This is a genomic window from Streptomyces sp. NPDC057280, from assembly GCF_042668605.1.
Classification (GTDB): domain Bacteria; phylum Actinomycetota; class Actinomycetes; order Streptomycetales; family Streptomycetaceae; genus Streptomyces.
In genome coordinates this window covers 403,304-417,732 of the sequence record NZ_JBHUYR010000005.1, presented here as the reverse complement: position 1 = coordinate 417,732, position 14,429 = coordinate 403,304, and the positions used below count along the sequence as shown (strand labels likewise).

Below are 14,429 nucleotides of genomic sequence, written 5' to 3'. Positions count from 1 at the left end.
CCCGGAAGCGGAGATTCCGTCTGGACGGTATGCCTATGGCAACTTCACCTGGCAAATACGCCGACTCCGAGGGGCTGCGGGAGCGGGCGGTGGCGCTACGGCGCCAGGGCTACAGCCTTCGCCAGATCCGCGACGAGCTCCAGGTCCACAACAAGGAGACCCTGCAACGCCTCGTAGAGGGCGAGCCACCTCCGGAATGGACGAAGCGACCGCGAGCGAAGGACGACCTGCGCGAGAGGGCGCGGGAGCTACGCAAGCAAGGGTGGACGTACAACCAGATCCAGGCCGAGCTGGGCTGTCGAAGAGTTCGGTGTCGCTGTGGGTTCGGGATCTGCCGCATCCAGAGCCCAAGTGCACGCCGGAGGAGCAGCGGGCGCGGATGAACGCGGGGCTGGCACGACTGCGTGCCGCGCAGGATGAGGAGCGGCAGGCGACAAAGGAGGCGGCAGCGGAAGCCGTGGGTGAGCTGTCGGACCGCGATTTGTTCATCATTGGCGTGGCCTTGTACTGGGCCGAGGGAACCAAGGACAAGCCGCACGCGCGCCGGGAAACCGTGGAGTTCGTCAACAGCGACCCAGGCATGATCGCCGTCTTCCTGGTCTGGCTCGACCTGCTCGAAGTGGACCGCGAGCGGCTGAACTGCCGCGTCATGATCCACGAATCCGCAGATGTCGAAGCCGCCGAGCGCTACTGGGCCGACATCGTCGGCATCGACGCGACAGCCTTCGGCAAGACGATCCGCAAGAAACACAATCCGACGACGGTACGCAAGAACACAGGAGACGCGTATCGCGGCTGCCTCAGCATCAAAGTGCGACAAGGAGCCGATCTGTACCGTCGCATCGAGGGCTCCTGGTACGGCATAGTAGGAGCTGTCCGTCCGGACGATCTACCGAACCGGACATAAGGGCGATCCCGGGTCGTCTAAGGGCAGGACAGCGTCTTTTGGTGTCGCTTATGGGGGTTCGAGTCCTCCCCCGGGAGCCCAACCCGAGGTGGGCCCTGACAGCACAGTCAGGGCCCACACTCATGTCCCCCAAGAAACACCCCGGTATCCTGCGGATGTCACCCCACCCCCTCCACAGCCGAAGGGCATCCCGTGAGCGCCAACCGCCCGGCAGCCGTCGTCGTTCTCGCAGCGGGTGAGGGCACCCGTATGAAGTCGACCACACCCAAGGTTCTCCATGAGCTCTGCGGCCGCAGCCTCGTGGGCCATGTGCTCGCCGCAGCCCGTGAGTTGGACCCCGAGAATCTCGTCGTCGTCGTGGGGCACGCGCGTGAGAAGGTCACCGCGCATCTCAACGACATCGACCCCGACGTACGGACCGCCGTCCAGGCCGAGCAGAACGGCACCGGGCACGCCGTACGGATGGGACTGGAAGAGCTCGGTGGGGTCGTCGACGGGACCGTCGTGGTCGTCTGCGGGGACACCCCCCTCCTCACCAGTGGGACCCTCCGCGCCCTCGCGCACACGCACTCCACCGACGGCAACGCCGTCACCGTCCTGACCGCCGAGGTCCCGGACGCCACGGGGTACGGGCGGATCGTGCGGGACGGCGCCTCGGGTGCCGTCACCGAGATCGTCGAGCACAAGGACGCCTCCGACTCGCAGCGCGCGATCCGTGAGATCAACTCCGGGGTGTTCGCGTTCGACGGGCAGCTGCTCGCCGATGCTCTCGGGAAGGTCAGGACCGACAACTCGCAGGGCGAGGAGTACCTCACCGACGTACTCGGGATTCTGCGCGAGGCAGGTCACCGCGTGGGGGCTTCCGTCGCCGCCGACCACCGTGAGATCGCCGGCATCAACAACCGCGTCCAGCTCAGCGAGGCCCGCCGGATTCTCAACGACCGGCTGCTGACCGAGGCCATGCTCGCCGGGGTCACCGTCATCGACCCCGCCTCCACCTGGGTCGACGTGACCGTCAGCTTCGATCAGGACGCGGTCGTCCACCCGAACACCCAGCTGCACGGCACCACTCACGTCGGCTCCTACGCCGAGGTCGGTCCCAACAGCCGGCTGACCGACACCCACGTGGGCGCCGGGGCCCGCGTCGACAACACCGTGTCGTACGGGGCGCACATCGGCCCGGACGCGTCCGTGGGGCCGTACGCCTATCTGCGGCCCGGTACCCGCCTCGGCGCGAAGGGCAAGATCGGGACGTACGTCGAGACGAAGAACGCCTCGATCGGGGAGGGGACGAAGATTCCCCATCTCTCCTACGTCGGTGACGCGACGATCGGCGAGTACTCCAACATCGGTGCCGCGAGCGTGTTCGTGAACTACGACGGGCAGGACAAGCATCACACCACCGTCGGGTCGCACTGCCGGACGGGTTCGGACAACATGTTTGTGGCGCCTGTCACGGTCGGGGACGGCGCGTACACCGCCGCAGGGTCGGTGATCACGAAGGACGTGCCGCCCGGTTCGCTGGCCGTGGCCCGTGGCCAGCAGCGGAATATCGAGGGTTGGGTGGCCCGTAAGCGTCCGGGAAGCGCGGCGGCGAAGGCGGCCGAGGCGGCTTCCCGGGAGCCGGGCAGCGAGGGCTGACCGGAAACAGGTGCGTCAAACACGGCGTACCGTGATAAGTGCACACCCGCACCCCACCAGCTGAGACGGCCCCGTCGCGCCCAGCGGCGAGGTCTCTCGACACCCAGCTGAGACACCTCTGAGGAGACAGTGCTGTGACCGGGATCAAGACGACCGGCGAGAAGAAGATGATGTTCTTCTCCGGCCGCGCCCACCCCGAGCTTGCCGAGGAGGTCGCCCAGCAGCTGGGTGTCGGGGTCGTCCCGACGAAGGCCTTCGACTTCGCCAATGGCGAGATCTACGTCCGTTACCAGGAGTCGGCGCGTGGTGCGGACTGCTTCCTGATCCAGAGCCACACGGCTCCGATCAACAAGTGGATCATGGAGCAGCTGATCATGATCGATGCCCTGAAGAGGGCTTCGGCGCGTTCCATCACCGTGATCGTGCCGTTCTACGGGTATGCGCGTCAGGACAAGAAGCACCGCGGGCGTGAGCCGATCTCGGCCCGTCTCATCGCCGATCTGATGAAGACGGCCGGCGCGGACCGCATTCTCACGGTGGATCTGCACACGGACCAGATCCAGGGTTTCTTCGACGGTCCGGTCGACCACCTCTTCGCGCTGCCGCTGCTGGCGGACTACGTGGGGGCGAAGGTCGACAAGGACAAGCTGACGGTCGTGTCTCCTGACGCCGGTCGTGTTCGTGTCGCCGACCGCTGGTGCGACCGTCTCGGCGCTCCGCTGGCGATCGTGCACAAGCGGCGGGACAAGGACGTGGCGAACCAGGTCACCGTGCATGAGGTGGTCGGTGAGGTGAAGGGTCGCGTCTGCGTGCTCGTCGACGACATGATCGACACCGGTGGCACGATCTGCGCTGCCGCGGACGCGCTGTTCGCGCACGGTGCCGAGGACGTCATCGTGACGGCGACGCACGGTGTGCTGTCGGGTCCGGCGGCGGACCGGCTGAAGAACTCCCGGGTGAGCGAGTTCGTGTTCACGAACACGCTGCCGACGCCGGGTGAGCTGGGTCGTGACCTGGACAAGATGACGGTGCTGTCGATCGCGCCGACGATCGCGAGTGCGGTGCGTGAGGTGTTCGAGGACGGTTCGGTGACGAGCCTGTTCGACGAGCAGTAGGCCCTTGCCCATGGGGCAGAACGCTTCTGCATGATCGATTTTTCTGCGGCCTTCCTTGCTGAGTACACTGCACAAGTTGCTCGGCGAGGGAGGCCGTCCTCATTTCTGGTGAGGTCGGCGATCCGTTATCGACGCGCTCTTCGTAGCAGGCCGTTCGTGGCCGGGTGACCTGTCCGTTTCTCACCCATACGAGGAGTGATCATGTCCGAGGTGAAGCTCACCGCCGAGACCCGTACCGAGTTCGGCAAGGGTGCCGCCCGTCGCATCCGCCGTGACGCCAAGGTTCCCGGTGTTCTCTACGGCCACGGTTCCGACCCGCTGCACCTGACCCTCCCGGGCCACGACCTGCTGCTGGCGCTGCGTACGCCGAACGTCCTGATCTCCCTGGACATCGACGGCAAGACCAACGAGCTGGCGATCCCGAAGTCGGTTCAGCGTGACCCGATCAAGGGCTTCCTGGAGCACGTCGACCTGCTGCTGGTCAAGCGTGGCGAGAAGGTCACGGTCGAGATCCCGGTCCACGCCGAGGGCGAGCTGGCCGCCGGCGGCAACCTGCTGGAGCACGTGCTGAACGCGCTTCCGGTCGAGGCCGAGGCCACCCACATCCCCGAGGCCGTCACGGTCTCCGTCGAGGGCCTGGAGGCCGGTGCCTCCATCCACGCCAAGGACATCAAGCTGCCCTCCGGTGTGACCCTGGCCGTCGACGAGGACGCTGTCGTTCTCCAGGTGCTGGCCGCGCAGGCCGAGGAGGCCTCTGAGGAGGCTGCCGAGGGCGACGAGGCCGCCGAGGCCTGAGCCTGAAGGCTCTGCGGTAGCTCGCAGGGGCTCTGCAAGAATTCACCGGCCGCCGCTTCCGTACGGGAGTGGCGGCCGGCGCATATCGAGGAGACATGGACGTGACGACCCCCGCCAACGAGCCCTGGCTGATCGTCGGGCTCGGCAACCCCGGGCCGGAGTACGCGGCCAACCGGCACAACGTCGGTTTCATGGTGGCCGATCTGCTGGCCGAGCGGATCGGGGGGAGGTTCAAGCGGGCCGGCAAGGCGCAGGCGCAGGTCGTGGAGGGGCGGATCGGGCCGCCGGGGCCGCTGAACCGCCGGGTGATCCTGGCGAAGCCGATGTCGTACATGAACCTGTCCGGTGGGCCGGTGAACGCGCTCAAGGACTTCTACAAGGTGCCCGTCGCCAACATCGTGGCCGTTCATGACGAGTTGGACATCGACTACGGGGTGCTGCGGTTGAAGCTCGGGGGCGGGGACAACGGGCACAACGGGCTGAAGTCGATGACGAAGGCGTTCGGTGCCGAGTATCACCGGGTGCGGTTCGGGATCGGGCGGCCTCCGGGGCGGATGCAGGTCGCGGACTTCGTGCTGAAGGACTTCTCCTCCGCGGAGCGCAAGGAGCTCGACTACTTCGTGGACCGGGCGGCGGACGCGGTGGAGTGTCTGGTGATCGAGGGGCTGGAGCGGGCGCAAAGCACGTACAACTCCTGACTTGTCCGGTCGCGGACCGGGCCCAGGTTGACGGGCCGTTCAGGCATGGCCAATGATCCCGGCCATGCCTGCCACCGCCTCCGTCTCCGCCCGCCAGGCCTCGGCTGCCGCCCTCCGGTTCGGGCGGCTCGCGGCGATGGGTGCGGTCGCGGTGCTGATCCTGATCGCGGGGGTGTGGGCGTCGTGGGGCACCGCGCAGCACGTGATGCTGACGAAGGGCCGGGAGAGCGGCACGATCGAGGTGACGCGGTGCGGGGAGGACACGTGCAGCGGGCCGTACACGCCGGTCTCCGAGGGGTCCACGGCGCGGGCCGAGGTCGTCATCGAGAAGACGGTCGCCGTGAAGAAGGGCGAGACGTACACGGTCGTCGTGAAGCCGAGCAGTGACGAGGTCGTACGGTCCGGGCCTGCCGGGATTCTCTATGCCTGGGTTCCGCTGGGTGGTGCGCTGTTGCTGGCGTCGGTCGTGGTGGCGGGCGGGTTGGGGCGTGCGCGGGGCGCGTGGGTCATGGCGGGGGCGGGTGTCGCGCTGCTCACCGCAGCTTTCGTGACGATCTGAAAGCTTTCGCCGTTCTGTCTTTCTGTGAAGGGTGTGAGTGTTGTCTGTTCGTGATTGACCTGAGGTCAGTCGTGGCTGGAAGCTGAGCCGCCCCCTCCACATCTTCCCTGCCACATCTCGAAGATGGACTGCCCCATGCGTAGCCTCATCCGTGCCGGCGCCCTGTCCGCCGTCGCCGCTGCCGCCCTGTTCGCGGCCCCGAACGCCTATGCCACCGCTCCCGGTGACAACGGCACTGTGAAGATCCACGACGCCACCACCGGCGAGGAGTTGCGCCGCAACGAGCCGCACGTGTGCACCTTCTACCTCGACGCGTTCGGTTTCGACTCCGTCCAGGAGGTGGACTGGCACATCGAGGCCTGGGCCCCGACGGCCGACGTCAAGGGCGAGACGGTGAAGTCCGGCGAGATCACCCTCGACGCCGAGGGCCACGGCCGGACCGAGGACCTGTCGCTGCCCGACGGCCACTACAAGCTGTTCTGGAACTTCGAGGGCGAGAAGGGCGCGGCCAAGCACAAGGTCTTCTGGACCGACTGCGAGGGCTCCGACGACGGCAAGCCGAGCGAGACGCCGTCCTCGTCCGCTTCCTCGCCGGCTTCCTCCTCTCCCTCCGCCTCGCCGTCCGAGTCGGCGCCCGCCGGCGGGTCGTCCTCGGAGCCGTCGGCGTCCTCGTCGCCGTCCGCCCAGGGCGGCGGCAGCGGCGACGGCGGTGACCTCGCGGAGACCGGCAACGGCGCCCCGGTGGGTCTGCTGGGCGGCGCCGCGGCGGCGCTGGTGGCCGCGGGCGGCTACCTGGTCTTCCGCCGCCGTAAGGCATAGCCGCTGACCGCCGACGTCAGGCCTAGCAGCTGTCCTTCGCCGTAAGGCCTAGCCGCTGTCCGTCGCCGTGAGGCGTAGCCGCTGATACGACGGTGCCCCCGAGCTTGTCCGAAGCTCGGGGGCACCGTCGTGTGCGCGTGCGGCCTCAGCCGGTGTTGCGCAGGCCCGCCGCGACACCGTTGACGGTGAGGAGCAGGGCGCGGGCCAGGGTCGGGTCGGGTTCCTCGCCGGCCGCGGCGGCGTCGCGCTGGCGCTTGAGCAGGGCGACCTGGAGGTAGGAGATCGGGTCGAGGTAGGCGTCGCGGATGGTGAACGTCTGCTTCAGGACGGGCTGGGCCTCGAGGAGTGAGCTCTCGCCGGTGACCTTGAGGACCTCGCGGACGGTGAGGGCGTGTTCGGCCTCGATGGTGGCGAAGACGTGCTGGAGCTCGGCGGGGACGAGGGTCTCGACGTAGTGGCGGGCGATGCGCAGGTCGGTCTTCGCGAGGGTCATCTCGACGTTGGAGATGAAGTTGCGGAAGAAGTGCCACTGCTCGTGCATCTCGTCGAGCACGGTGTCGAGGCCGGCCTCGCGCAGCGCCTTGAGGCCGGAGCCGACGCCGAACCAGCCGGGGACGATCTGCCGGGACTGGGTCCAGCCGAAGACCCACGGGATGGCGCGCAGTCCGTCGAGGGAGACGCCGGAGCCGGGGCGGCGGGAGGGCCGGGAGCCGAGGTGCAGGTCGGCGAGCTGGTCGACCGGTGTGGAGGCGAGGAAGTAGTTCGGCAGGTCGGGGTCCTCGACCAGGCGGCGGTAGGCCGCGTGAGCGGCGTCGCTCACCACGTCCATCGCCGCGTCCCAGCGGGCGAGCGCCTCGTCGGACTGGCGCGGGGCGGTGTGCAGGGCGGAGGCCTGGAGGGTGGCGGCCACCGTCAGTTCCAGGTTCTCCCGCGCGAGCGACGGCACCAGGTACTTGTCGCTGATGACCTCGCCCTGCTCGGTCACCTTGATCTCGCCCTCCAGGGTGCCCCAGGGCTGGGCGAGGATCGCGTCGTGGGAGGGGCCGCCGCCGCGGCCGACGGTGCCGCCGCGGCCGTGGAAGAGGCGCAGTCGCACGCCGTAGCGGTGGGCGACGTCGCGCAGGCGGCGCTGGGCGCGGTGGATCTCCCACTGCGACGTCGTGATGCCGCCGAACTTCGAGGAGTCCGAGTAGCCGAGCATGACCTCCTGGACGTCCCCGTTCAGCGCGACCAGGCGCCGGTAGGAGGGGTCGGAGAGCATGTCCTCCAGGATGGTGTCGGCGGCCTTGAGCTCGTCGGTGGTCTCCAGGAGCGGCACGATGCCGATCTTGGCCCAGCCGGCGTGCAGGTCGATGAGGCCGGCCTCGCGCGCCAGGACGGTCGCGGCGAAGACGTCGTCGGCGCCCTGGCACATGGAGATGATGTACGACTCGATGACCTCGGGGCCGAAGACGTCGAGGGCGCGCTTGACGGTGTGGAAGACGCCGAGGGTCTTCTCGCCGGCGGCGTCCAGCGGGGCCGGGGTCGGTGCCAGGGGCCTCCTGGACCGCAGTTCCTTGGCGAGCAGCCTGCCGCGGTAGTCGCGGGGCATGTCGGCGTAGCGCCAGGACTCCTCGCCGAGGCGGTCGAAGAGCTGGCCGAGGGCGTGGTGGTGGGCGTCGGCGTGTTCGCGGACGTCCATGGTGGCGAGCTGGAGGCCGAAGGCGGCGAGCGTACGGATCGTACGGTTCATGCGGCCCTCGGCGAACAGGCCGCCGCGGTGTTCGCGCAGGGAGGTCTGGATGAGGGTGAGGTCGTTCAGCAGTTCGCTGGTGCCGAGGTAGTCGCGGCCCGGCTCGTGCGGGGTGTTCCTGGCGAGGCGGAGCTTGGTGTTCTCCAGCTTCTGGCGGATCGCGGTGGCCTTGAGCCGGTAGGGCTCCTCGGCGTTGAGGCGCTTGTAGCGGGGGCTGATCTCCGGGAGGCGCTCGAGGTCTTCGCGCAGGGACTCCAGCAGCTCTTCCGTCGCTCCGGTGTAGCGGATGGAGTTGGAGAGGAAGCCGCGCAGTTCGTCGATCATGTCGAGCGCGTCGTTGATGCCGTGCTCGTGCTGGAGGATCAGGACGTCCCAGGTGACCTGGGGGGTGACGTTGGGGTTGCCGTCGCGGTCGCCGCCGATCCAGGTGCCGAAGGTCAGCGGGCGGGTCTCCTTGGGGAGCGTGACGCCGACGCGCTCCAGCTCGGCGGTGAGGTCCTCCAGGACGTCGCCGACGGCGCCGGCGTGCAGTTCGTCGAGGTAGTAGATCGCGTTGCGGGACTCGTCGGTGACCTCGGGGCGTACGACGCGCAGCTCGTCGGTCTGCCAGACGAGGTCGATGTTCTCGGCGAGGCGGGTGTCGTAGCGGCGGCGGTCGGTCTCCAGGACCGGGGTCTCCAGCAGCTCGGCGATGCGCCGGAGCTTGTTGAGGACGGAGCGCCGGGCGGCCTCGGTGGGGTGGGCGGTGAAGACGGGACGCACATTGAGGTTCTGCACGGTGGCGCGCAGGTGCTCGGGGTCGGCGTCCTTGAGGCGGTCGGCGGTGCGGGCGAGGAGGCCGCCCTCGGCGGCGCGCTTGGCTCTGAGCTCGCGGCCTCGGTGCACCTGTTCGGTGACGTTGGCCAGGTGGAAGTAGGTGGAGAAGGCGCGCACCAGCTTGGCGGCGGTCTCCAGTTCCGTGCCCCGCAGCAGCTCGGCGGCGGCGTCACCGTCCTCGCGGGTGAGGCGGCGGACCTTCTCGACGAGTTCCAGCAGCTCAGGGCCTTCCTGCCGGACGAGGGTCTCGCCGAGGAGGTCACCGAGCCGCCTGATGTCGGCGCGCAGCTCACTGGAGGTCGTCGTCGTGGTCTGGTCGTCGGCACTGCTCACAGGTGCGGCTCCTTGCAGTGTTGAAACTCGTCCTGGAGGGAACCCGGGTGACCGTCGCGCGGCGGCTGCCGCATACGGGCCGGGCATCCGGGAAGAAATGAGAGCGGACCGCGCTGTCCGAACGACTCCAGGATAGGTGCCGGTGCGGACGCGCAGGCTCTCGGGCTCTTGCCGTCGGGCGACGCGCTGCCATACTTACGACGCCGTAGGTTACGGAACCGTAGGGAAGTCCCGCTCTGCTTCTCGTGTGGTTACCGGTACCACGGCCCTTCTCCAACCCTCGAACCCCACAGGGGACGCCCCATGACCACAAGTTCCGATGTGATCGGTGACGCCCCGAAGGCGACCGACGGCTCACCCCTGCCCTCCGCCACGCTGGGCGGGGAGCAGAAGCGCGGGATCGAACAGATCACGCTGCTGCTCTTCATCACCGTCCCGTTCCTCGCGCTGCTGGCGGCGGTGCCGCTGGCGTGGGGCTGGGGCGTGAGCTGGCTGGACCTCGGCCTGCTGGTCTTCTTCTACTACCTCGGGTGCCACGGCATCACGATCGGTTTCCACCGCTACTTCACGCACGGTTCCTTCAAGGCCAGGCGGCCGCTGCGGATCGCGCTGGCGATCGCGGGCTCGATGGCGGTCGAGGGCCCGCTGGTCCGCTGGGTGGCCGACCACCGCAAGCACCACAAGTTCTCCGACGCCGAGGGTGACCCGCACTCTCCGTGGCGGTTCGGCGAGACGGTCCCGGCGCTGATGAAGGGCCTGTGGTGGGCGCACATCGGCTGGATGTTCGACGAGGAGCAGACGCCGCAGGACAAGTACGCGCCGGATCTGATCAAGGACCCGGCGATCCGTTCGATCTCCCGGAACTTCATCTACTGGACGATGCTGTCCCTGGCGCTGCCGGCCGTGATCGGCGGTCTGGTGACGATGTCCTGGTGGGGCGCGTTCACCGGGTTCTTCTGGGGCTCGCTGGTGCGGGTCTGCCTGCTGCACCACGTGACCTGGTCGATCAACTCGATCTGCCACGCGGTGGGCAAGCGGCCGTTCAAGTCGCGGGACCGTTCGGGCAACGTGTGGTGGCTGGCGGTGCTGTCGTGCGGCGAGTCCTGGCACAACCTGCACCACGCGGACCCGACGTCGGCGCGGCACGGTGTGATGCGCGGCCAGGTGGACTCCTCGGCGCGGCTGATCCGCTGGTTCGAGCTGGCCGGCTGGGCGTACGACGTGCGCTGGCCGTCACGCTCGCGTATCGATTCGCGCCGCAACACCGGTGAAGACGGCTCCCGACGCCGGAAGGACGCCGTAGAGGCGGCATGATTGACGCCGTGGCGACCGACTCCAGCAGCACCGAGAGCAATGACAAGCCGCGGCGCACCCGTCGCACGCGGATGACGGGCGCCGAGCGCCGCGCCCAGCTGCTGGAGATCGGCCGCACCCTGTTCGCCGCGAAGGGCTTCGAGGGCACGTCGGTGGAGGAGATCGCGGCGAAGGCCGGGGTCTCCAAGCCGGTGGTGTACGAGCACTTCGGCGGCAAGGAGGGGCTGTACGCGGTGGTCGTGGACCGTGAGATGCGGCGGCTGCTGGACATGGTGACCGGCTCGCTGACGGCGGGGCATCCGCGTGAGCTGTGCGAGCAGGCGGCGTTCGCGCTCCTCGACTACATCGAGGAGTACACGGACGGCTTCCGCATCCTGGTCCGCGACTCCCCCATCCCGCAGTCGACGGGCTCCTTCGCGTCCCTCATCTCGGACATCGCCACGCAGGTGGAGGACATCCTGGGCCGCGAGTTCAAGAGCCGCGGCTTCGACCCCAAGCTGGCCCCGCTGTACGCGCAGGCGCTGGTCGGCATGGTCGCGCTGACGGGCCAGTGGTGGCTGGACGTCCGCCGCCCGAAGAAGGCGGAGGTCGCGGCCCACCTGGTGAACCTGGCCTGGCACGGCCTGGACGGCCTGGAGGCGAAGCCGCACCTGATAGGGCGCCGCAAGAGCTGAGCCCTGCGGCGCCCTCACGGTGAAGGCGTCAGTGTTTGAAGATGTCCTTCTCCTTCTCCTTCGCCTGGCGCGCGTCACCCTTCATCTGTTCGGCCCGGCCCTTGCTGGTCAGCCGTTCGTTGCCGACCGCGCGGCCCACGGCCTCCTTGGCCTTGCCCTTGGCCTGTTCCTTCTTGGCCTTGGCCTTCTGGTCCTTCGCCACTGTCACTCACTCCCGACTGGTTGCGTTTCCCGGCTGCCGGGTGAACCGTGACGCGGTCGCTCAAACGCGCGGTTCCAGGAACTCCAGCCGGTTGCCGACGGGGTCGTAGGAGTAGAACCGCCGGTGGCCCGGCAGGTCGGTGTCCCAGGTGACGGTGGCGCCCCGGATCTCCAGGCGGGCGGCGTAGCTGTCGATGCCGGTGACCCGCAGCCCCGGGTGGGCTTTGAGGGCGGGCCGGAAGGCGGCTTCGATGCCGAGGTGGAGCTGGACGGGCCCGGCCTGGAACCAGCACCCTCCCCTGGCCGCGAGCGCGGGCGGCTTGGGGATCTCGGTCATGCCGAGGACACCGGCGTAGTAGGCCCGCAGCCGGTCCTCGGAGCCGGGCGGGGCGGCGAGCTGGACGTGGTCGACGGCGGTGATCATGGACGTACTCCCTGACATGGCGCGGCGATCATCCCTCACGCCTCCTTGCGGGCGACCGCGAAGATGCGGCGGAACGGGAACGGGGTGCCGTGCGGGCCCGCCGGGTAGGCCTCGCGCAGGGCGGCGCGATAGGCGGTCAGGAACTTCTCGCGGGCCGCCGGGTCGTCGGCGAGGGCGGTGAGGACGGGCCGCAGTCCGGTGCCCTTCACCCAGTCCAGCACCGGGTCCTCGCCGGTGAGGAGGTGGACGTACGTCGTCTCCCAGACGTCGGCGGTGCAGCCGAGGGCGGTGAGGTGGGCGAGGTAGGCCTCGGGGGTGTGGACGGCGTCCTCGTGGCGCAGGGCGTCGGAGAGGCCGTAGGAGGCGGCGAGTTCGCGCATCAGCCGGTGGCTGGGGGCGTCGAAGTTGCCGGGGACCTGGAAGGCGAGGGTGCCGCCGGGGGTGAGGGCGCCGATCCAGTCGGCGAAGCGCTCCACGTGCCCGGGGACCCACTGGAGCGTGGCATTGCTGATGATGAGGTCGTACGACCCCTCGGGCGCCCAGGTCCGTACGTCGGCGTGGGCGAAGTCGAGGCCGCCGCCGCCCGGGGTGGGGCCCGCGTACTCGACATGGGCCTTGTCGAGCATCTCGGGTGAGTTGTCGTAGCCGGTGATGCGGGCGGTGGGCCAGCGGTCGGCGAGGAGGACGGTGACGTTGCCGGGGCCGCAGCCGAGGTCGGCGATGCGGGCCGGGTCGCCCGGTAGGTCGGGTACGCGGGCGAGGAGGTCGGCGAAGGGGCGGGCGCGGTGGTCGGCGTGGCGCAGGTACTGGGCGGGGTCCCAAGTCGTCATGAGACCCACTGTGCCCGTCGATATATCTTGACGTCAAGAGACTTCACATCAAGAGACTTCACATCGACACAACCACTACACTGATCGTCATGGAGGACGAGGTCGATCGGCTGGTCGCTGCGTGGCGCCGGGAGCGCCCGGACCTCGACGTGGAACCGCTCGAGGTGCTCAGCCGGGTGAGCAGACTGGCCCGGCACCTGGATCGCGCGCGCCGTCTGGCCTTCTCCGAGCACAGCCTGGAGCCCTGGGAGTTCGACGTCCTGACCGCGCTCAGGCGTGCGGGAACGCCGTATCAGCTCTCGCCGGGCCAGCTGCTGACGCAGACCCTGGTGACGTCGGGCACGATGACGAACCGTATCGACAGGCTCGCGAAGAAGGGCCTGGTGGAGCGGCTGCCGGACCCCTCGGACCGCCGGGGCGTGCTGGTCCGGCTGACGGACGAGGGCCGGGACCGCGCGGACCAGGCCCTGGCCGGACTGCTCGACCAGGAGCGGGCGATCCTCGCGGAGCTCTCCCAGGCCCAGCGGGGCGAACTGGCGGGGTTGCTGCGCCAGTTGACCGCCCCGTTCGACAACATCCCCGGCTGAGGAGTCGCACCGCTCAGGCGGTGTGCGTCTCCTCCGCCCGGATGCGTCCGGCCGGCTCCAGATCCACCGGTCCGACCCCCGCCCGCCGCGCGAGTGCGACGGCGGCCAGTGTGGAGTGCACGCCCAGCTTGCCGAGGACGTTCTGCATATGGGTGCGCACGGTGTGCGGGGAGAGGAACAGCCGCTCGGCGACGGCCTTTCTGCCCAGCCCGGCGACCATGCAGCGCAGCACTTCGCGCTCGCGCGGGGTGAGCGACTCCACCAGCCGTTCGCTCTCGGTGCGGTGCTTGCGCGCGGCGGTCAGCTCCCGCAGCACCCCGGTGAGCAGGGCGGGCGGCAGATGGGTCTCGTCGCGCAGCACCCCTCGTATGACGGTCAGCAGCCGGGACAGCGAGCAGTCCTTGGCCACCCAGCCGGACGCACCGGCCTGAAGAGCGAGCGCGGCGCGCCGCGGATCGTCCTTCTCGGCCAGCACGACGATCCGGACGCCGGGCTGTGCGGAACGCACCCCGGCCACCAGTGAGATGCCGTCGACGAGACCGTCCTCGCCCGCCTCCTGGACGGGCACGGCGGGCCGGATGCCCTGGACGTTGCCGCCCAGGTCGGCGTCGACGAGCAGCACGTCGAAACGGCGGCCCTCGGCCGCCGCGCGCTCCAGGCTGCGCAGCGCGGCGGGACCGCTGCCGGCCGCGGAGACGTCGACGTCGGGCTCGGCCGCCAGGGCTGCGGCGAGCGACTCGGCGAAGATGCGATGGTCGTCGACGACCAGGACTCGGATGCGAACCACGAAACCCCCTTCCCCAAGCTCTTGAAGAGCAGGGGATACCCCATCGTCGGGAGACGGAAGACCAGGCGCGGGTACGACGCCCGAAACGCGATGGCGCTGCGCACGGCCGCCGCCGTGCCCGAACTGCTACCCCCACTTCGGGTGTCGTACCCGACTTGTCTCGCCCCCTGATCAGCACCGGCCCCCACCGGTGCTGT

General features: G+C 69.2%; 13 protein-coding genes, 1 tRNA gene and 2 pseudogenes. 11 read left to right on the top strand and 5 right to left on the bottom strand.

Annotated features, from left to right (window positions below):
• The first annotated feature begins 35 nt into the window (after nucleotides 1-35).
• From ACFUO4_RS29445 to ACFUO4_RS29410, 8 genes and pseudogenes are all read left to right on the top strand, one after another.
• Nucleotides 36-907 (top strand): annotated as a pseudogene (locus ACFUO4_RS29445) (hypothetical protein).
• 6 nt (nucleotides 908-913) lie between these two features.
• Nucleotides 914-984, top strand: a tRNA-Gln gene (locus ACFUO4_RS29440).
• Between the two features lie 115 nt (nucleotides 985-1,099).
• Nucleotides 1,100-2,548, top strand: a complete 1,449-nt coding sequence (gene glmU / locus ACFUO4_RS29435) for a bifunctional UDP-N-acetylglucosamine diphosphorylase/glucosamine-1-phosphate N-acetyltransferase GlmU (RefSeq protein WP_383490567.1) — start codon at nucleotides 1,100-1,102, stop codon at nucleotides 2,546-2,548.
• A gap of 134 nt (nucleotides 2,549-2,682) precedes the next feature.
• Complete coding sequence (locus ACFUO4_RS29430; RefSeq protein WP_059196110.1) at nucleotides 2,683-3,663, top strand: ribose-phosphate diphosphokinase; 981 nt, start codon at nucleotides 2,683-2,685, stop codon at nucleotides 3,661-3,663.
• 201 nt (nucleotides 3,664-3,864) lie between these two features.
• A complete protein-coding gene (locus tag ACFUO4_RS29425; protein WP_079311412.1) occupies nucleotides 3,865-4,458 on the top strand; it encodes a 50S ribosomal protein L25/general stress protein Ctc in 594 nt (197 codons plus the stop codon).
• Between the two features lie 95 nt (nucleotides 4,459-4,553).
• On the top strand, nucleotides 4,554-5,156 hold the full coding sequence (gene pth, locus ACFUO4_RS29420; protein ID WP_079311413.1) for an aminoacyl-tRNA hydrolase: 603 nt from the start codon (nucleotides 4,554-4,556) through the stop codon (nucleotides 5,154-5,156).
• 52 nt (nucleotides 5,157-5,208) lie between these two features.
• Nucleotides 5,209-5,715 carry a hypothetical protein gene (locus ACFUO4_RS29415; protein WP_383490564.1) on the top strand — a complete coding sequence of 169 codons (507 nt, stop codon included), beginning with the start codon at nucleotides 5,209-5,211 and terminating at the stop codon, nucleotides 5,713-5,715.
• A gap of 135 nt (nucleotides 5,716-5,850) precedes the next feature.
• Nucleotides 5,851-6,534: an LPXTG cell wall anchor domain-containing protein gene (locus tag ACFUO4_RS29410; RefSeq protein WP_383490562.1), complete on the top strand. Its 684-nt coding sequence runs from the start codon at nucleotides 5,851-5,853 to the stop codon at nucleotides 6,532-6,534.
• A gap of 145 nt (nucleotides 6,535-6,679) precedes the next feature.
• On the opposite strand, the gene ppc is transcribed toward ACFUO4_RS29410, so the two are convergent.
• A complete protein-coding gene (ppc, locus tag ACFUO4_RS29405; protein ID WP_079311416.1) occupies nucleotides 6,680-9,415 on the bottom strand; it encodes a phosphoenolpyruvate carboxylase in 2,736 nt (911 codons plus the stop codon).
• A gap of 303 nt (nucleotides 9,416-9,718) precedes the next feature.
• Between ppc and ACFUO4_RS29400 the strand changes: the two genes are divergently transcribed.
• A complete protein-coding gene (locus tag ACFUO4_RS29400; protein WP_079311417.1) occupies nucleotides 9,719-10,729 on the top strand; it encodes a fatty acid desaturase in 1,011 nt (336 codons plus the stop codon).
• Nucleotides 10,726-11,403 carry a TetR/AcrR family transcriptional regulator gene (locus tag ACFUO4_RS29395; protein WP_079311418.1) on the top strand — a complete coding sequence of 226 codons (678 nt, stop codon included), beginning with the start codon at nucleotides 10,726-10,728 and terminating at the stop codon, nucleotides 11,401-11,403. Before ACFUO4_RS29400 ends, ACFUO4_RS29395 begins: the two co-directional genes overlap by 4 nt.
• Nucleotides 11,404-11,431: 28 nt before the next feature.
• Here ACFUO4_RS29395 and ACFUO4_RS29390 read toward each other — a convergent pair whose 3' ends face one another.
• Genes ACFUO4_RS29390 through ACFUO4_RS29380 form a run of 3 tightly spaced genes read right to left on the bottom strand, consistent with a single transcriptional unit; the run spans nucleotide 11,432 to nucleotide 12,858 of the window.
• Entirely contained in the window at nucleotides 11,432-11,605 is a 174-nt protein-coding gene (locus ACFUO4_RS29390) for a CsbD family protein (RefSeq protein ID WP_383490559.1), read from the bottom strand.
• A 60-nt stretch (nucleotides 11,606-11,665) separates the two neighbouring features.
• Nucleotides 11,666-12,028: a glyoxalase gene (locus tag ACFUO4_RS29385; RefSeq protein WP_383490557.1), complete on the bottom strand. Its 363-nt coding sequence runs from the start codon at nucleotides 12,026-12,028 to the stop codon at nucleotides 11,666-11,668.
• Between the two features lie 35 nt (nucleotides 12,029-12,063).
• Entirely contained in the window at nucleotides 12,064-12,858 is a 795-nt protein-coding gene (locus tag ACFUO4_RS29380) for a trans-aconitate 2-methyltransferase (protein WP_383490555.1), read from the bottom strand.
• A gap of 89 nt (nucleotides 12,859-12,947) precedes the next feature.
• Between ACFUO4_RS29380 and tamR the strand changes: the two genes are divergently transcribed.
• A complete protein-coding gene (gene tamR / locus ACFUO4_RS29375) occupies nucleotides 12,948-13,445 on the top strand; it encodes a MarR family transcriptional regulator TamR (protein ID WP_383490759.1) in 498 nt (165 codons plus the stop codon).
• Here the strand turns inward: tamR and ACFUO4_RS29370 are convergent.
• A pseudogene (locus ACFUO4_RS29370) lies at nucleotides 13,407-14,232 on the bottom strand (LuxR C-terminal-related transcriptional regulator); the annotation flags it as partial. The gene tamR and the pseudogene ACFUO4_RS29370 sit on opposite strands and share 39 nt — an antisense overlap.
• Nucleotides 14,233-14,429 lie beyond the last annotated feature (197 nt).